We start from the raw sequence: 18,046 nt of genomic DNA on the forward strand, positions 1-18,046 counted from the left end.
GCTGTCCGGAAACCTGCCTGTCCCAGCAGTCGCGAATATACCAGTATTTGCAAGCCCGTTCAATCAGGAATCCCGCGCCATGCGTGGCCGTCAGCCGCATAGCGCTCAGCGTTGAGCGGGATTTTGCGCTATGATGGCGGCTATGACCGATCAGCCCATACCTTTACATCCTCCCTCATCAACTGCTCAGCAGGTCCAGTGGCTCACCATCAGTGAAGACCAAGCTGGGCAGCGGGTGGACAATTTCCTGATGGCTCGCTTGAAAGGTGTGCCCAAAGCCCGTGTGTACAACATTTTACGCAAGGGGGAGGTGCGGGTTAATAAAGGGCGGATTAAGCCGGATTACCGGCTCCAACCCGGTGACTTGGTGCGCATCCCCCCAGTGCGCGTCGCCCAGCGTACCCCGCCGGGTAAGCCCAGTGATCAGCTGTTGCGGCTGCTTGAAAATAGCATTTTGTTTGAGAATGAGGGTTTGTTGGTCATCAATAAGCCACCCGGTTTGGCGGTGCATGGAGGCAGCGGCGTCAGCTTGGGACTTATCGAGGCGCTACGCTTGATGCGCCCGGAGGCCAGTTACCTGGAGTTGGTTCATCGCCTGGACCGAGATACCTCGGGCTGCATCATGGTGGCCAAAAAACGCAGTACGCTGCGTCACTTACAGGCGGCTTTGCGCAATAAAGGGGTCAGTGGCGTGCGTAAAGTCTATCAAGCCCTGGTGTTGGGGCAGTGGCCAGCCCGGCGTCATCGAGTTGATGTGCCATTGCTCAAGCTGGAGCTCAACAGTGGCAAAGAGCGTATTGTTAAAGTGCATCCCGAGGGTAAGCCGAGTCTGACGGAGTTTCGCGTCCTTCGGGCGTACGGGGACTGCACCTTGGTGGAGGCGCGCCCGATTACCGGGCGCACGCATCAAATCCGGGTTCATGCACAATACGCGGGGCACAGTCTGGCGGGCGACGAGAAGTACGGCGATGACGACGCTAATGACCGGCTTCGTAAGGTGGGGGTTAAGCGGTTGTTTCTGCACGCTACCGAGCTGGGTTTTTACTTGCCTGGCGAGTCTGAGCTGACCGTGGTTAGCGCGTCTTTGAGCGATGATTTGGCGGCCGCACTGGTCAAGTTGAGCTAAACGGCGACGGTTAGCGTTGTTAACGAGGTAAACCTTGCTTTTTATATTCGATTGGGACGGCACCCTGAGTGATTCCACCGGTACCATTACCCAAGCCATGCAGCAGTCTGCCCGCGACTTGGGTTGGCAGCCGCCAGAAGATCACCAGGTGCACAATATTATCGGGTTGGGTATGCCTGAGGCGTTGGCGCGACTGTTTCCGGACCGTACTGCTCACGAGCACGTGCAGTTGCGGCATCACTACGCTGAAAATTACTTGGCGGCGGACTTGGCGCAACCTGCCAAGCTGTTTCCTGTAGTGATGGAAACGCTTACCCATTTGCGGGAGCAGGGCCATCAGTTGACTGTAGCCACGGGCAAAAGTCGCCGGGGGCTGGATCGGGTGCTCAAGGCCATGGACTTGGACACCTTCTTTCACGGTTCCCGCTGTGCCGACGAAACCGCCTCAAAACCCCATCCACTGATGCTGCAGGAATTGCTGGAGCAGTTTCGCGTTCACCAGCACGACGCTGTAATGATTGGCGACACCGAATACGATATGGACATGGGGCGGCGAGCTGAAATGGCCCGAATTGCCGTCAGTTACGGCGCCCATCACATCGATCGGCTACGACCCTTCGGCCCGGAACTGTGCATGGATGGCTTCGGGGAGCTCTTGAGCTGGCACCGGCTTTAAGCGGGTGGGTTCAGAGGATCAACCCCCTCAGTTTGCAGCAAATCAATCAGAGCAATCAGCGGTAAACCGATTAAAGCGTTCGGGTCTCTGCCTTCCAGGGCTTGGAACAATCGAATTCCCAGTCCTTCTGCTTTGAAGCTGCCGGCACAGTCGTAGGGTTCTTCCTTCTTTATATACATTTCCACTTGTTGCGGGCTCAAATCTCTGAAGTGGACGCGAAAGGGTTCGCAGTGCACATGGCAGGTGCCGGTGTCGGTGTTGAGCAGGCATAGCCCGGTCAGAAACTCCACGCTTCGGCCACTGGCGGCCAGCAGTTGCGCTCGAGCCCGTTCAAAATTTCCCGGTTTGCCCAGTATTTGCCCATCCAGTACTGCCACCTGGTCGGAGCCGATGATCAGTTTGCCAGGATGCGCTTCGGAGAGCGCGCGGGCTTTGGCTTCGGCGAGTCGTTTAACTAAGGCTTTCGCCGGCTCACCGGGTGCAGGGCGCTCGTCAACATCGGGCGATTGACTGCTGAAAGGCAGGCCCAGACGTTCGAGCAGCTGGCGCCGGTAGGGGGAGCTGGAGGCCAGAATGAGTGGGCGCATGGGTGAAAAGTCTCCAAGGATCAGCGAATTTGCTGGGGATTTTACCTCAATGGGGCTCCAGAGCGCGCAAACAGCGCACTTCCGGGTTTTTTTCTTTGACAGAAGCAGGCCAGATCCCTATTATTGCGCGCTTATGTTTGAAGCGACTCCCAATAAGCCTTTGCCGCGCCTGGGCGACCCGCGCAAGTTTGCGCAACAGGGGGTTCGTCTCAGTGGCCATGTACCGCTCTCTGCGTTTGAACGCGTGTGCGAGGTACTGGCCGATACCAGCGGCAACGCGGGGGTAGAGTTGGAGTTCGGTATCAGTGCCGAACGCAAACTCGTCGTTACGGGGCGGGCGCACGCTGATCTGGTGTTAACTTGTCAGCGCTGTCTAAATCCTGTCACTGTGCCGATCGAGGCGGATATAGCCTTGGCTATCGTGATCGATGAGGAAGGCGCCAAAAACTTGCCTCGGCAGTTGGACCCCTGGATTTTGGCAGACGAAGGAAACGCTGATCTCTACCAGATGGTAGAGGACGAATTATTATTGAATTTACCGGCGGTGGCTTACCACCCGGAACCCTGCATCGAGGTTGAGTTTTTGAGCAGTGGTGAACCAGAGGTAGCCCCGGCAAAGCAAAACCCGTTTCAGGTTCTGGAGCAACTTAAGGGCACGCCGAAGAAATAGCTGCACTTTCTTGTGTGGTTAACGAGGCGCCCCGGCTTCAGTTGTTATGTAAATAGGAGAACACCATGGCCGTTCAACAAAACCGTAAAACTCGCTCCAGACGTGGCATGCGCCGCTCTCACGATGCGCTAACCGGACCTACCTTGTCCGTTGATCCCACCACGGGTGAGAAGCACCTTCGCCACCACGTGACCGCCGATGGTTTTTATCGCGGCCGCAAAGTGGTAGACAAAAGCACCGACGAGTAACTTTGCTTCGTCGTAAAATCAAGCTGTTTGTCATGCAATGATTCGAATAGCGGTAGACGCTATGAGCGGGGACTTAGGTCCCCGCGTTGCTATCCTGGCCGCGCTTCAGCTAGCCGAGGCGCGCGCTGGGTTAGAGCTAATCCTGGTGGGTGACCAAGCCCAGCTTGAGGCTATGCTGCCACCGCAATACCCTCCCGCCATAAAGATTCACCATGCTGCCGATGTCGTCACCATGTCCGATGACCCTCGCCTGGCTCTCAGGCGCAAGCGTGAATCGTCCATGTGGCAGGCGTTGAGTCTAGTTCAGCAGGGGGAGGCAGATGCTTGTGTGAGTGCTGGCAACACCGGGGCGCTTATGGCCATGAGCCGCTTTCTGCTAAAAACTCTCCCGGGCATCGAGCGGCCTGCGATCTGTAAGGCTATGCCAGTCATTGCCGGGCAAACCTATATGCTGGATCTGGGTGCAAACCATCAGTGCACGGTGCAGCAACTGCACCAATTCGCACTTATGGGGCATGCGTTGGCCCGCTCAGATGGTATAGATAAGCCCAGTGTGGCACTGCTCAATATAGGCGTGGAGCCGGGTAAAGGCACGAATCTGGTGGTGGACGCCCACGAACGCTTTGAAGCGGATGCTCAGCTGAACTACGTGGGGTTTATCGAAGCGGACACGATTTACAACGGCGTTGCCGACGTCATTGTGTGCGATGGTTTTAGTGGCAATATCGCGCTCAAGGCGAGTGAAGGTGTGGCCCGATTGATCAACCACAAAATTGAAACAAGTTTGGCTGAGCATTGGAGCTACCGTTTTCTTGCCTGGTTGGTGCGTCCTTTATTGCTGCGGTGGCGTCGTGAGCTCAACCCTGGTACCTATAATGGCGCCTTGTTTTTGGGCTTGAATAAGGCAGTTATTAAAAGCCATGGCAGCGCCGACCAAATTGCGTTCTGTCAGGCGATCGATGTGGCTGTGGAGCAGGTACGCCATCCACTTTCAGAAATCATAGAGGCTGAGCTGCGTACAAGATCGAATGCAGACTAAAAGATTATAAGTTTCGAAATAATAGCTTAGACAATCAAACCAGAAGGGATGATTTATGACTCAATCCAGTCTTGCCATTGTGTTTCCCGGACAAGGTTCCCAGAAAGTGGGAATGCTGGCGGAACTTGCAGATACTTTTGCCAGCGTTAAGGCCACATTTTCGCAAGCGTCGGACGTGCTCGGCTACGATCTTTGGGATTTGTCCCAGAGCGGCCCCCAGGAAGCGATCAATCAAACAGAGCGGACCCAACCTTTGCTATTAACGGCCAGTGTCGCCCTGTGGCGAGTTTGGCGTGAAGAGGGCGGAGCTCAGCCGGCGTTTTTATCCGGGCACAGTTTGGGTGAGTGGTCTGCTTTGGTATGTGCGGGCGTGGTTGATTTTTCCGCGGCTGTAAAATTGGTTCAGCAGCGCGGCAAATTCATGCAGGAAGCCGTTCCGGCTGGGCAGGGCGCCATGGCGGCGATCATTGGTTTGGATGATGCCGTCATTATTCAGGCCTGCGAAAACGCGGCTCAGGGCGCCGTGGTGTCACCGGTTAACTTTAACTCTCCGGGGCAGGTGGTGATCGCTGGCGAAGCGGCGGCCGTAGAGAGGGCTATGGCGGCGTGTAAAGAAGCGGGTGCCAAGCGCGCCTTGCCTCTGCCGGTCAGCGCGCCGTTTCACACGTCCTTAATGCGCCCCGCTGCCGAGCGTCTTGAAGCGCAAATTCAGGCCACGCCATTTCGCGCCCCTGAGATTCCCGTGGTGCACAATGTCACGGCCCGCACCGAGGCTAACCCGGACACCATCAAAGCTTTGATGGTGGAGCAGATTTACAGCCCGGTACGCTGGGTAGAGTGCGTGCAAGAGCTGCGTGATCGGGGCGTGGAGACCACCCTGGAGTGCGGTCCTGGCAAAGTACTGTCCGGACTGAATAAGCGCATCGACAAGGCTCTGACCGCCTTGGCCATCGAAACCCCCGACGACGTGCGTACCGCCATTGACGCGGTATGACTCTGATCAATCGAGAGCGAGATAACTATGACGATAAAAGATAAAGTAGCCCTGGTAACAGGCGCCAGCCGCGGTATAGGTGCCGCTATTGCTCAGCAGCTGGGCGCTGCAGGTGCTGTGGTGATCGGCACCGCGACCAGTCAGTCAGGTGCGGAGCGCATTACGGCCCGTTTGGCAGAGCAGGGTGTCACTGGCACCGGCATGGTGCTTGATGTAACCTCCGCCGAGTCGGTTACTGCCTTGCTGGCGGATATTAAGTCTCAGTACGGAGATCCCGCCATTCTGATAAACAATGCAGGGATTACCAAAGACAACCTGCTGATGCGCATGGGCGATGATGAGTGGTCCCAAGTGATTGATACCAACCTGAATTCTGTGTTTCGCTTGAGTAAGGCTGTACTGCGGGGCATGATGAAGGCCCGCTGGGGTCGGATCATTAACATCAGCTCCGTGGTCGGTGCCATGGGTAACCCCGGCCAGGCCAATTACGCGGCCAGTAAAGCCGGTATGGCTGGTTTTGCCAGGTCTCTCGCCGCTGAGGTGGGCTCCCGCGGCATTACTGTGAATACCGTGGCGCCTGGCTTTATCGACACCGATATGACTCAGGCGCTGGCGGAAGATCAGCGGAAATTGCTGCAAGAGAAGATTCCCCTGGCTCGTTTGGGGCGTCCAGAGGAAATCGCTGCGGTTGTCGCATTTCTTGCCGGGGAGGCCGGCTCTTACGTCAGCGGTGAGACAATTCATGTCAATGGCGGCATGTATATGGCTTAAAAGCCTGTTTAACTTGTTGATATATAAGAGAAAAGAAAAAATTTGGTGAGATGCATTACAAGCCGGCGCAATTCGATGTAAAATGCGCGTCGTTTCGCTTGTAGCATAATTACAGGAGGTCGCTCGAGTGTAATTATCGAGTAGGCTTCGTCGATTCTACCTATTAGGAGTTATATAACATCATGAGCAGCATTGAAGAACGGGTTAAAAAAATCGTTGCGGAGCAACTGGGTGTTAAAGAAGAAGAAGTGAAAAACGAAGCTTCTTTCGTTGAAGACCTGGGCGCCGATTCCCTCGATACCGTAGAGCTGGTTATGGCTCTTGAAGAGGAATTCGAGACCGAAATCCCGGATGAAGAAGCGGAAAAGATCACTACCGTTCAGCTGGCGATTGATTACATTAACGCCAACCTGGCATAATCTTCCCTTTTGCTGATTACCGTCTTTCCAAAGCCGTATTATTACCAATAGTACGGCTTTTCTTTTGGGTGCCCGTTGCTCCATTTTTCGCAGGAGCTAAAGTTCGTCGTCCGGAATTCCGGATGTTCGGCCGGGCTGGGCTTGCGCCCGGTGTTTGCTTCGGTATCCGGGTTACTTTTGTCGGAGAATAGTCGTGTCCCGTAAACGAGTAGTAGTGACCGGTCTTGGTATGGTTAGTCCTGTGGGCAATACCGTCGAAGATACATGGCGAGGGATTGTTAACGGCGTTAGCGGCGCTGCGACCATTACCAAGTTTGACACCTCCGCTTTCGCCACACGCTTTAGCGCTTCCGTGAAAGACTTCTCCGTGGAAGGTTACTACCCCGCTAAAGACGCCCGAAAGATGGACCCTTTTATTCAGTTTGGGATGGTCGCGGGTATTCAAGCCATGCGCGATTCTGGTCTGGAGGTCACTGAGGCCAATGCCCAGCGTATTGGTGTTTCTGTGGGCTCGGGTATAGGCGGTATCGGTGCTATCGAAGATGGCGCTCTGCTGATTGAACACAAAGGCCCGCGGCGCATGTCGCCGTTTTTTGTGCCGGGTGCCATTATCAATATGATCGCCGGTAACCTCTCTATTATGTATGGCATGCGCGGCCCCAACATCGCCATGACCACCGCATGTACTACGGGTACCCACAGCATCGGTTATGCGGCGCGCAGCATTATGTACGGCGACGCCGATGTCATGCTGGCCGGTGGTGCGGAAATGGCGACGACCCCCGTTGGCTTGGGTGGTTTTGCGGCAGCACGGGCCCTGTCTACCCGAAACGACGCGCCGGAAGCGGCTAGCCGCCCTTGGGATCGCGATCGCGATGGCTTTGTTCTCGGAGACGGCGCTGGAGTGCTGGTGCTGGAAGAGTATGAGCATGCGCGTGCCCGTGGCGCCAAAATTTACGCTGAATTGGTCGGTTTTGGTATGAGCGGTGACGCTTACCATATGACCTCGCCCCCGGCCGATGGCGCAGGTGCTGCCTTGTCTATGCGCAATGCCATTACCGATGCCGGCCTGAATGCCGAGGACATCAACTACATCAATGCCCACGGCACCTCCACCAACGCTGGCGACCGCGCCGAATGTTGTGCTGTTAAATCGGTGATGGGCTCCGCTGTGGACCAGGTGGCCGTCAGCTCAACAAAGTCCATGATCGGGCACCTTCTGGGCGCTGCCGGGGCTGTAGAGGCGATTTTCAGCGTTCTGGCCATTCGCGATCAGGTGGCACCACCTACCATTAATCTGGACAATCCAGATGAAGAGTGCGATCTGAATTTGGTGCCCCACACGGCGCAAGAGCGCAAAATCAACGCCGTACTGTCCAACTCTTTTGGTTTCGGTGGTACCAACGGTTCTCTGGTCTTTAAGCGCCTCGACTAGCCGTCCGAGAAAGCGTTCCTCGTCCCTAAAACGCCGGGAGTTCTGCTCGCCGGCGTTTTTGTATAGACTTCCGCCATGTCTGAGCTAAAGCAACCCCTTGTGTCCGTCAACGGCGTCCTTGGAGCGATGATCTCGCCTTTGGACCGGGGTTTCGCCTATGGAGACGGGCTTTTCGAAACCATACGCGTTCAGAGCGGGGGAGTGCCTTTGTGGCCTTTCCATGAACAGCGTCTAAGCTTAGGGGCAGGGCGGCTTGGAATTCGTTTTTCCCGCTCCGATCTGCACCAGTATCGGGATGACATGCTTGCCCAGGCGGCCAGCGGGAACGCGCCCGACGGGGTGCTAAAGTTGATTCTCACCCGCGGTGCTGGTGGGCGAGGTTACCTGGCGCCGGAGAATGGTGAACCGACCCTGTGTTTGATGCTTTATCCACAGGCGGTGCCTCTCGGTGACAACCATGGCGTGACCGTTAAGCTGTGTCAGTATCGGCTGGCGGATAACCCCGCATTGGCTGGAATCAAACATTTGAATCGGTTGGAGCAGGTGTTGGCTCGCAGTGAATGGCGAGATGGTCCCTGGACCGAAGGCCTGTTGTTGAATCAGCGGGGAGAGGTCGTCGAGGCCACCGCCAGTAATCTGTTTGCCGTGCTCAATGGAGAATTGCTGACGCCCGACTTGTCCAATGCCGGGGTCGCCGGGGTGGCGCGACGTTTGATCATTGACTGTCTGGCGCCCTCGATCGGACTTGTGGTGAAAGAGGTGCCCCTACCTTTAGATGCGCTGAGCACCGCTGAGGAGGTGTTCCTCTGTAATAGTGTCAAGGGTATTACACCTGTGGCGGTAATGGATTTAGGGGATCGGGTCAGCTTGCCAGTCGGGCCTGTCACCCGTCGCCTGCAAGAGGCTTTCAATCACCAACTGGAGTGCGGATTGGTTTGAGTAGTAATCCAAAAAAACGTAAAGGGCTCAATTTTTGGGTCCGTGTGTTCATGGTTCTGGTTGTCGTCGGTCTTTTGGGTGCTGGGGTAGGTGTCGGCTATAGCTACCACTGGTTGCACAGTCCTATGGAGGTTCCCGCGGAGGGGCGCGTCTACGAATTGCCTACCGGTCAATCGCTCAGTCATCTGAGCGCGCGCTTGAATCGCGACGGTGTATTGGAGTACCCCCGGCTTCTTCGCCTCTACGCTCGCCTAACCGAAGCCACCCGCGCTCAGGCGGGGGAGTACTTTCTTCAACCCGGCACCACGCCGGTCGAGTTGCTTGGCATGCTAAATCGTGGCGATACGGTCTTGCATCAGGTCACTCTCGTGGAAGGTTGGACCTTTCAGCAGGCCCTTACTGCTCTTCATGCTAGGGATACCATAACGCCCACTCTCAAGGGGCTGACCGCTGAAGAGCAGTTGCAGCGCCTAGATTTGGACATCGAGCACCCCGAGGGCTGGTTTTTCCCGGACAGCTACCGTTACACGCGGGGAACCAGTGATGTGGAGATTCTGCGCAAGGCACACCGTCGCATGGAGTCTTTGTTGGCCGAACTCTGGGAGCGACGTGCGGTAGGTTTGCCCTACGAATCTCCGTATGAGGCGCTTATTATGGCGTCCATTGTCGAACGCGAGACAGGCGCTCCTTGGGAGCGAGACGAAATTGCTGGCGTATTTGTGCGTCGTCTCGATAAGGGCATGCGTTTGCAGACCGATCCCACAGTGATCTACGGTATGGGAAGCAATTATCAGGGTCGAATCACTCGCCGGGACTTGCGTACACCCACACCCTACAACACCTATACCAATCATGGCTTACCGCCAACTCCCATCGCCTTGCCTGGAAAAGGTGCCCTTGAGGCCAGCCTTAACCCTCTGGACGGCGAAACCCTCTTTTTTGTCGCCAGGGGCGATGGCACCCACGTGTTTTCCCGTACTTTGGAAGAGCACAATCGCGCGGTTCGTCAATATCAACTCCAGCGTCGCGAGAATTACCGCTCGACGCCCCCCGCGCAACCGCCAGAACAGCTACTTCGAGACTAGCAGCCGCAAGTTTTTCTACCGCTTATTGGTGCCGCAGCCCGCTTCTACAGCTTCCGGTAGGAAAACCGGCACCGAGTGTTTACAATAAGCGGTTTTCCGAATCACTCCCGAGCCGGATTAACCTTCCGTTTGGTCAATTGGAATCCCAGCAGTATGAGCGATAACGACGCGTCCGCCACGAAAGAAAAAACGGCCGCCAGGCCTGCGCACTTTATTCAGAACATTATCCGCAAGGATCTGGAGCAGGGCACCGTCAAGCAAGTCATCACCCGTTTTCCGCCCGAGCCCAATGGTTACCTACATATTGGGCATGCGAAATCCATTTGTCTTAATTTCGGTATGGCGGAAGAGTTCGGCGGCTTGTGCAACCTGCGCTTTGACGACACGAATCCCGAGAAAGAAAGCGAAGAGTATGTAAATGCCATCAAGGCTGACGTGCACTGGCTCGGTTTTAGCTGGAACGGCCAAATCCGCTTTACCTCGGATTACTTTGAGCAACTTTATCAGTGGGCGGTGCACCTGATTGAACAGGGTAAAGCCTACGTTTGCCACTTGAGCCCGGATGAGGCACGGCAGTATCGGGGCACTTTGACCGAGCCTGGCACCAACAGCCCCTACCGGGATCGCACTGTCGAAGAGAATCTTGAGCTGTTCGAACAAATGCGCGTGGGTGAATTGGCTGAAGGAAGCTGCGTGTTGCGTGCAAAAATTGATATGGCAGCCCCCAATATCAATCTACGTGATCCAATTATCTATCGCATAAAAAAGGCACATCACCACAACACTGGTGATGCCTGGAAAATCTATCCGTCGTACGATTTCGCTCACGGGCAAAGCGATGCCATTGAGGGGATTACCCACTCAATTTGTACGCTGGAATTTGAAGATCACCGCCCCTTGTACGATTGGTTTCTGGATAATCTGCCCGTACCGGCGCGACCGCGTCAGTACGAGTTCGCGCGCCTGAATGTCAATTACACCATTACCAGCAAGCGTAAGCTCAAGCAGCTGGTGGACGAAGATCGTGTGGACGGCTGGGACGATCCGCGCATGCCCACATTATCGGGGATGCGGCGGCGAGGTTTTCCCGCCGAAGCCTTGCGCAACTTCTGTACCCAAATTGGCGTGACCCGCGCGGACAGCGTCGTGGATGTGGGTATGCTGGAGTACACCGTGCGGGACCATCTCGATAAAAATGCCCCGCGAGCCATGTGCGTGCTGCGGCCTTTGAGGGTGACATTGACCAATTACCCCAACGACAAGATGGAGGAAATGCGCGCACCGGGTCACCCCAACCGGGAAGACTTGGGTGAACGTGTACTGCCTTTTACTCACAACATTTATATCGACCAAGACGACTTCCGTGAGGAGGCCAACAAAAAGTACAAGCGTTTGGTCTTGGGGAAACGCGTACGTCTGCGCAACGCCTATATCATTGAAGCGGACGAAGTCATTAAAGACGAGCAAGGCAATATTGTCGAAGTGCTCGCTCGGGTCGTTGAAGACACCTTAGGCAAAGATCCTACTGATGGCGTAAAAGCCAAAGGGGTCATTCACTGGGTATCTGCCACGCATCACTTGAATTGCGAAGTGCGGCTCTATGATCGTTTGTTTACTGATCCTGCGCCTGATGCGGGAGGCAAAGACTTTATGCAGAGCCTCAATCCGAACAGTCTCGAAGTTCTGTCCAACTGCAAGGCGGAAATTAGCCTGGCCAGTGCAAAGCTACATGACCATTTTCAATTTGAACGGGAAGGATACTTTTGCCTCGATAGCCGATACAGCACGCTAGAGAAGCCCGTTTTTAATCGCGCCATTGGACTCCGTGACTCCTGGGCAAAAATTGAACAAACGCAGTAAGCCGGAAACCTTATGTCGTTGCAAATATACAACAGTTTGACTCGTAAAAAGGAAGCTTTCACCCCTTTGCAGCCGGGCAAGATCTCTATGTACGTCTGCGGTATTACGGTGTACGACTACTGCCATTTGGGGCACGGCCGATTGCTTGCTGTTTTTGACGTAGTGAGCCGCTTTTTGCGTAGCCAGGGGTGGGACCTCACCTACGTGCGCAATATTACCGATATTGACGATAAGATTTTGGCCCGTGCCGCTGAGCGCGGCGAAGACTATCAGGAGCTGACTCGGCACTTCATCGAAGCCATGCTGGAAGATGAAACCCGGTTGGGCATTCTGCGACCGGATATTGAGCCCCGCGCTACCGATCATATCAATGAAATCATCGTCATGATTCAACAGTTGCTGGACAAAGGTCACGCCTATTTGGCGAGCAATGGCGACGTGTATTACCGCGTGGCCAGCTTCGAGACTTACGGGCGTTTGAGCAACAAAAATCTTGATGATTTGTTGGCGGGTGCACGGGTAGAAGTGGACGATGCCAAAGAGGACCCGCGAGATTTCGCGCTTTGGAAAAACGCCCAAGCAGGCGAAGTCGGTTGGGATACTCCTTGGGGGCGAGGCCGCCCCGGCTGGCACATCGAGTGCTCTGCCATGAGCAAAGGCTGCCTGGGCGCCACCTTCGACATTCACGGGGGCGGGCCCGATTTGCCGTTTCCACACCACGAAAACGAAATTGCCCAGAGCGAAGCGGCCAATGGCTGCAAGTATGTAAATTATTGGATGCACGCCGGCGCCTTGCGCGTCGACGGGGAGAAGATGTCCAAGTCACTGGGTAACTTTTTTACCCTGCGTGAGGTGTTAAAAAGCTATCACCCGGAGGTCATTCGATACCTGTTGATCAGCAGCCACTACCGGAGCCCGATCAATTATTCCGAGGATAGTTTAATTGAGGCACGTGCCGGTCTGGAGCGCTTTTACGCCACACTGCGTCACTACAGCGATGTACTTCCAATTGGGCTTGAGGAATTGACGGATAGCCCGAACTATCAGCAATTCGTGCGCGCCATGAATGACGATTTTAATACCCGTCAGGCGCTGGCGGTTATGTACGATCTGGTGCGGGAAGTTAACTCAATCGCCGATGCTCAGCCGGAACAGGCACACGCTCTGGTGGGTGAACTCAAAGCCATGGCCGGAATACTGGGAATTCTTCAGGAAGACCCACAAAGCTTTTTGCACGCTGGCGCCGCCGATGCGATCAGTGCCGAGCACATTGAGCGATTGGTGGCCGAGCGGGCTCAAGCGAAGAAGGACAAACAATACGCCCGGGCGGACGAGATTAGAGCCTCCTTGCTGGAGCAAGGGGTTGTGCTGGAGGATTCACCTGCAGGAACTCAGTGGCGTCGTGAGCAGTCGCAGTCCAAGTAATACATTACGTGTCAACTGAGTAGGATTGACTATGTCGTTTCGAAGATGGTACCGGCGCCATCGCATGCTCTGGGTAAGTTTGTTTGCGTGCGTGGCTTTTCTGGCGCTGGCGGTCTACGGCTGGGGTGTTACCTGGCGGGATTTGTTTGTTGGGTTATCTCTGCTTCTGATCCTGTTGGGCTTGTTGGTGGCCTGTGCGGCTGGCCTCGGCTGGGTAATCTATAAAATCAGGAATCGCTGACTCCGTCGGTTATTCCTCTTCCTCGTTTTGAAGTTGGTGCACTTTTACCCACGCAATCATCTTCTCGGTAATCTGAGTTGTTTCCAGGCGGTAGTCCCCCAAGTCGAAGCAGATATTGCCATCGGGGATGCTTTCCAGGTACTCCATCGCCAAACCATTCAGAGTCTTGGGACCGTCCAAGGGTAAATCCCAGTCAAGATTGCGGTTGATATCGCGGATAAACGTACCGCCGTCAATTAGATAGCTGCCATCGTCCGCCGGGATAATGTCCTGATCGGCCTCTTCCGCCACGTTGGTGGTGAAATCGCCCACAATCTCCTCAAGCAAATCCTCCAAGGTGACAATCCCTTGTACTTCCCCGTACTCATCCACGACAAGCGCCATGCGGCTTTTTTGTTGTTGGAAGTTGAGTAGCTGGGTGTTCAGCGGCGTGGATTCCGGGACGAAGTAGGGCTCGCTGGAGAACTGGCGAATCGCCTCAATGGTGATGTCCTTGTCGTCGCCGAGCATAAAGCGGGCTGCGTCCCTTAAGTGCAGTACCCCAACGACATTATTGATATCACCTTCGAACAGTGGCAGCCGAGTGTAGTCGCTGGTACGGATTTGTTGCAGTAGGTCAGCGACCGGCCGCTCAAGGTCCAGTCCTTCCACTTCGTTGCGGGGAATCATGATGTCTTCAACGGTGGACTTTTCCAAGTCCAAAATGTTGAGCAGCATGCCCTGGTGTTGATCGGGAATCAGGTCGCCGGCTTCATCCACAACAGTGCGCAGTTCGTCCGGGTGCAAGTGCTCCATCGAGGTGTGGGTCTTCTTAATGCCGAAAAGGCGGGAAATACCGTTGGAAATGGTGTTGATCATAACCACCACTGGGTGCAGGAGCACGGCCAGGGGTTTGAGAAACCAGCTGGCGAAAAAAGAAATGCGTTCCGGGTACAGTGAGGCCACCGTCTTGGGTGTGACCTCTGCAAAGATTAACACTACTAAGGTAAGCAGCAGGCCGCCTATGGCCACGCCAGCATCGCCGTACAGTCGCATGGCGATCACGGTGGCAATGGCGGTTGCAAAGATATTGACCAGGTTGTTGCCGATCAGAATTAAGCCCAGAAGCCGATCAGGGCGCTGGAGTAGGTCGGTGACCCGGCGAGCGCCACGGTGACCTTTTTTGGTGAGGTGCCGCAACCGATACCGGTTGATGGACATCATGCCCGTTTCCGAGCTGGAGAAGAAGGCGGACAGCGCCAGAAGACCAACCAGTGCGGCGAAGAGTATTTCTAGCGGTGCGTCGTTCAAGGAAAAGGGTGCCCGTTTTGCCACAAGGCCCGGTATCTTGAAGGACTTTTAGCTCCGAATCAACACGTTAACGCTACTTTAGGAGCGACCCAGAATCAGTTCCAGAACCAGCTTGCTGCCAAAATACGCCAGCATCAGTAAGGCGAAGCCCACCAACGTCCATCGAATCGCCGTATAACCCCGCCAACCTTGCCGGTGGCGACCCCAAAGCAAAACCACATAAATCAACCAGGCGGCTAGAGAGAAGGCTGTTTTATGGACCAAATGCTGAGCGAACATGTCGTCCAGAAACACGAAGCCCGACAAGATGGAAAGGGTCAGCAGCACAACACCAGCCCATAGCACTTCAAACAGCAGGGCCTCCATGGTCTGTAGTGGCGGTAGCAGGCGGACACTGCCGCTGGGGTGCTTGTGTCGCAATTGGTGGTTCTGCCACGCCAGCAGCAGCGCTTGAAGTGTAGCGATGGTGAGCAAACTGTAGGCGAGAATCGACAGTAGGGCATGGCTGGCAAGCCCGAGCCGCAAGTCCACGTGGGTACCGCTTTCTCGGCCGAGCAGCGACGCGCAAATACCGAGTACCGTCAGGGGTAGCAGCAGGATAAACAAGTTGTGCAGCGGCTTGCGCAGGCAACTTACCAGTACAATGGCATTGATAACCCAGAAAATCAGTGTCGAAACTGGAAAGAAGCCCACCCTGACGCCGTGCTCACTGATCGTCAGAGCGTAAATTCCTACGCCGTGCGCCACTAGCGCGGCGGCCACCCAGCTCAGCAACCAGTGCCGGTTGGCGGGAGCCTTTTGCTTCAGGCAGTAGACCAAATAGCCACTGGCCCCAACATAAAGGAGCAGGGCAATGATGTTGGCGGCGAAACTGATCATGCGGTTAGGGCGGCCTCACGCATTGGCACAGGATAGGGTCCGCAGTTTGTCACAAGGAGGAACTAAAGAGAAGCATGTAGCCTCTCAATGGCGCGGCCCGTGTCCCCTGGACCGGCCCCCCGGTATTGGGGGTATAATCGCGGCATCACCTGTTACCAACTGTGGGAATTTTCATGTTTGATTCGTTAAGTGACCGGCTTTCCCAGTCGTTGCGCAAAGTCAGCGGCAAGTCGCGGCTGACTGAAGACAATATTAAAGACACCTTACGTGAGGTTCGCAAGGCGCTGTTGGAAGCGGATGTGGCCCTGCCGGTGGTGAAAACCTTTGTCGATCAGGTGCGTAGCCGGGCATTGGGGCAGCAGATCAGTAAGGCACTCAACCCCGGGCAGCAGTTCCTCAAAATTGTTGAAACTGAGCTGGTTGAGACCATGGGCAGCACCAGCACGGGGCTGGACCTGGCGGTTAAGCCCCCGGCCGTAATACTGATGGCGGGGCTTCAGGGGGCGGGTAAAACCACCTCGGTCGCCAAGCTGGCGCGTTACCTAAAAGACCGGGAAAAGAAAAAGGTGCTGGTGGTCAGTGCCGACGTTTACCGCCCCGCAGCTATTCAGCAATTGGAGACTCTTGCCGGTGAGGTGGGGGTCGACTTTTTCCCCTCCAGCAGCGATCAGGATCCCGTGGCCATTGCCAAGGGTGCTATTGATCAGGCACGCCGTCAGTTTGCCGATGTAGTGATTGTGGACACCGCTGGCCGACTGCATATTGACGAAACCTTGATGCAGGAAATCAAGTCCCTGCACAGCGCCGTAACGCCTGCTGAAACCCTGTTCGTGATTGATGCCATGATCGGTCAGGATGCCGTTAATACAGCCAAGGCGTTTAACGATGCTTTGCCACTAACCGGTGTCGTGCTCACTAAAGTGGATGGCGACGCCCGCGGCGGTGCTGCGCTGTCGGTTCGGCAGGTGACAGGCAAGCCCATTAAGTTCCTAGGTGTGGGTGAGAAGGTGGATGCACTTGAAGTGTTCCACCCAGACCGGATCGTCTCCCGCATATTGGGTATGGGCGATGTGATGTCGCTCATCGAAGAAGCGGAACAAAAGATTGACCGGAGCAAAGCCGACCGTTTAGTCAAGAAGATGAGCAAGGGCCAGCGTTTCGATCTCGAAGATCTGCGCGACCAGCTCCAGCAAATGCAGAACATGGGTGGGCTCGGTTCGATGATGGAGAAAATGCCGGGTATGGGCAACATGAGCCAAATGGTTCAACAGGCCAATATGGGCAACCAGTTCAAAGTTATGGAAACCATCATTAATTCCATGACCCCAGCGGAGCGGCGCAACCCCGATAACCTCAATGGTTCTCGTAAACGTCGCATCACCCAGGGCTCCGGGACACAAATTCAGGATCTCAATCGTCTGCTTAAACAGTACAAGCAGATGGCTAAGATGATGAAGAAAATGAAAGGCGGCGGCATGCAAAAAATGATGCGCGGCATGGGCGGCATGTTTCCAGGCGGTGGTGGAGGAGCCGGCGGCATGCCACCCGGTGGCGGTTTGCCGCCGGGCTTTCCGCGTAAGTGATTGCCTTGATGGCCTCATTAAGACTTGCGCTTGTACTGCTTTTGGGCGCTGTGTTGGTGGCCTGTCAGGCTGCGGGCGCGGTGCCCAGTGCTGCAGAGTTGCAGGGCTCATGGCGGGTTGAAACGATCGGCGGTGAGCCCACGGTTTCAGAAAGTCGGGCCAGCCTGACGTTTTTGGAATCCGAACTGAGCGGGAATGCCAGTTGCAATCGATTCTTTGGAAGTTACCGTTACGACGACGGAGAGCTGTTCATCGATCCGGAGTTGGCGGGCACGAAAATGATGTGTAGCCCCTCCGTTATGGCCCAAGAGAATGAATTTCTTGCGTTGCTTCCTCAAGCGATACGAGTCGCTATAAGCGGCGATGTTTTGCAACTGATGGATGGCGATGGTCAGGTGTTGATCAGTGCCAAACGGGCTGAGGAAAAACAGTGAAGGCTATGGCTAAGGATAAGAAAGCCAGCCGGGACCTGAAAAGCGAGGCCGCCAAAATCGTTCGAGCAGTCAATGCTCAGGGAGAAAGCCGAGCCGAAACTCAACGTATCAACGCCGCGGTTCAGCGCGCCATGGAACACCATTTACGCCAGCACAGTGCCAAGGCACGTGAGCTGGATAAAAAGGCGAAGAAAGTGCAAAGGCTGCAAGCCTCAGATGACACTGCAACGGATGACTCTATAGCCAATGTTACAGAGCCCGGTGTGGCGCCAGGTGCACGATTACCCTGGGCGTTGCTGGCAGTGTCATGGATTTTATTTGCGGCATACTTTCTGTGGGGCTAAT

General features: G+C 55.3%; 20 protein-coding genes. 17 read left to right on the forward strand and 3 right to left on the reverse strand.

Going from position 1 to position 18,046, the window contains the following annotated elements; all coding sequences use genetic code 11:
- The first annotated feature begins 142 nt into the window (after positions 1-142).
- Both rluC and RBH33_RS03120 read left to right on the forward strand, forming a co-directional pair.
- Positions 143-1,126, forward strand: coding sequence for a 23S rRNA pseudouridine(955/2504/2580) synthase RluC (gene rluC, locus RBH33_RS03115; protein WP_306730659.1), 984 nt, complete (start codon positions 143-145; stop codon positions 1,124-1,126).
- Positions 1,127-1,160: 34 nt separating this feature from the next.
- Positions 1,161-1,802, forward strand: a complete 642-nt coding sequence (locus tag RBH33_RS03120; protein ID WP_306730660.1) for an HAD family hydrolase — start codon at positions 1,161-1,163, stop codon at positions 1,800-1,802.
- Here RBH33_RS03120 and RBH33_RS03125 read toward each other — a convergent pair.
- Entirely contained in the window at positions 1,799-2,389 is a 591-nt protein-coding gene (locus RBH33_RS03125) for a Maf family protein (RefSeq protein ID WP_306730661.1), read from the reverse strand. The genes RBH33_RS03120 and RBH33_RS03125 overlap by 4 nt on opposite strands.
- 133 nt (positions 2,390-2,522) lie before the next feature.
- Here RBH33_RS03125 and RBH33_RS03130 point away from each other — a divergent pair, with 133 nt between their 5' ends.
- From RBH33_RS03130 to RBH33_RS03185, 12 genes are all read left to right on the forward strand, one after another.
- Entirely contained in the window at positions 2,523-3,059 is a 537-nt protein-coding gene (locus tag RBH33_RS03130) for a YceD family protein (protein WP_306730662.1), read from the forward strand.
- A 65-nt stretch (positions 3,060-3,124) separates the two neighbouring features.
- Positions 3,125-3,307 (forward strand): 50S ribosomal protein L32, encoded by a 183-nt coding sequence (gene rpmF / locus RBH33_RS03135; protein WP_306730663.1) that lies wholly within the window; start codon positions 3,125-3,127, stop codon positions 3,305-3,307.
- Between the two features lie 37 nt (positions 3,308-3,344).
- Entirely contained in the window at positions 3,345-4,346 is a 1,002-nt protein-coding gene (gene plsX, locus RBH33_RS03140) for a phosphate acyltransferase PlsX (RefSeq protein ID WP_306730664.1), read from the forward strand.
- 55 nt (positions 4,347-4,401) lie between these two features.
- The gene (fabD, locus tag RBH33_RS03145; protein WP_306730665.1) at positions 4,402-5,340 is read left to right on the forward strand and encodes an ACP S-malonyltransferase; all 939 of its coding nucleotides are present in this window, start codon (positions 4,402-4,404) and stop codon (positions 5,338-5,340) included.
- 27 nt (positions 5,341-5,367) lie between these two features.
- Positions 5,368-6,111 carry a 3-oxoacyl-ACP reductase FabG gene (gene fabG / locus RBH33_RS03150; protein ID WP_306730666.1) on the forward strand — a complete coding sequence of 248 codons (744 nt, stop codon included), beginning with the start codon at positions 5,368-5,370 and terminating at the stop codon, positions 6,109-6,111.
- A 182-nt stretch (positions 6,112-6,293) separates the two neighbouring features.
- Positions 6,294-6,530, forward strand: coding sequence for an acyl carrier protein (acpP, locus tag RBH33_RS03155; protein ID WP_012487300.1), 237 nt, complete (start codon positions 6,294-6,296; stop codon positions 6,528-6,530).
- A gap of 193 nt (positions 6,531-6,723) precedes the next feature.
- Entirely contained in the window at positions 6,724-7,965 is a 1,242-nt protein-coding gene (fabF, locus tag RBH33_RS03160; RefSeq protein ID WP_306730667.1) for a beta-ketoacyl-ACP synthase II, read from the forward strand.
- A 75-nt stretch (positions 7,966-8,040) separates the two neighbouring features.
- Positions 8,041-8,904 (forward strand): aminodeoxychorismate lyase, encoded by an 864-nt coding sequence (gene pabC / locus RBH33_RS03165; RefSeq protein ID WP_306730668.1) that lies wholly within the window; start codon positions 8,041-8,043, stop codon positions 8,902-8,904.
- Entirely contained in the window at positions 8,901-9,989 is a 1,089-nt protein-coding gene (gene mltG, locus RBH33_RS03170) for an endolytic transglycosylase MltG (RefSeq protein ID WP_306730669.1), read from the forward strand. The genes pabC and mltG overlap by 4 nt, the downstream gene beginning before the upstream one ends.
- A 153-nt stretch (positions 9,990-10,142) precedes the next feature.
- Positions 10,143-11,849 carry a glutamine--tRNA ligase/YqeY domain fusion protein gene (locus tag RBH33_RS03175; protein WP_306730670.1) on the forward strand — a complete coding sequence of 569 codons (1,707 nt, stop codon included), beginning with the start codon at positions 10,143-10,145 and terminating at the stop codon, positions 11,847-11,849.
- Positions 11,850-11,861: 12 nt separating this feature from the next.
- On the forward strand, positions 11,862-13,274 hold the full coding sequence (gene cysS, locus RBH33_RS03180) for a cysteine--tRNA ligase (RefSeq protein WP_306730671.1): 1,413 nt from the start codon (positions 11,862-11,864) through the stop codon (positions 13,272-13,274).
- 31 nt (positions 13,275-13,305) lie between these two features.
- Positions 13,306-13,515, forward strand: coding sequence for a hypothetical protein (locus tag RBH33_RS03185; protein WP_306730672.1), 210 nt, complete (start codon positions 13,306-13,308; stop codon positions 13,513-13,515).
- A gap of 9 nt (positions 13,516-13,524) precedes the next feature.
- On the opposite strand, the gene RBH33_RS03190 is transcribed toward RBH33_RS03185, so the two are convergent.
- Together RBH33_RS03190 and RBH33_RS03195 are read right to left on the reverse strand one after the other, a co-directional pair.
- Entirely contained in the window at positions 13,525-14,805 is a 1,281-nt protein-coding gene (locus RBH33_RS03190) for an HlyC/CorC family transporter (protein WP_373568219.1), read from the reverse strand.
- Between the two features lie 78 nt (positions 14,806-14,883).
- The gene (locus tag RBH33_RS03195) at positions 14,884-15,684 is read right to left on the reverse strand and encodes a cytochrome C assembly family protein (protein WP_306730674.1); all 801 of its coding nucleotides are present in this window, start codon (positions 15,682-15,684) and stop codon (positions 14,884-14,886) included.
- Between the two features lie 173 nt (positions 15,685-15,857).
- On the opposite strand from RBH33_RS03195, the gene ffh reads away from it, so the two are divergent.
- Genes ffh through RBH33_RS03210 form a run of 3 tightly spaced genes read left to right on the forward strand, consistent with a single transcriptional unit; the run spans position 15,858 to position 18,045 of the window.
- Positions 15,858-17,267: a signal recognition particle protein gene (ffh, locus tag RBH33_RS03200; protein WP_306730675.1), complete on the forward strand. Its 1,410-nt coding sequence runs from the start codon at positions 15,858-15,860 to the stop codon at positions 17,265-17,267.
- An 8-nt stretch (positions 17,268-17,275) separates the two neighbouring features.
- On the forward strand, positions 17,276-17,701 hold the full coding sequence (locus RBH33_RS03205; RefSeq protein WP_306730676.1) for an META domain-containing protein: 426 nt from the start codon (positions 17,276-17,278) through the stop codon (positions 17,699-17,701).
- A gap of 5 nt (positions 17,702-17,706) precedes the next feature.
- On the forward strand, positions 17,707-18,045 hold the full coding sequence (locus tag RBH33_RS03210; protein WP_306730677.1) for a DUF2956 family protein: 339 nt from the start codon (positions 17,707-17,709) through the stop codon (positions 18,043-18,045).
- Position 18,046 lies beyond the last annotated feature (1 nt).

The sequence above is a fragment of the Marinimicrobium hydrolyticum genome, assembly GCF_030848505.1.
Lineage (GTDB): Bacteria > Pseudomonadota > Gammaproteobacteria > Pseudomonadales > Cellvibrionaceae > JAVDDU01.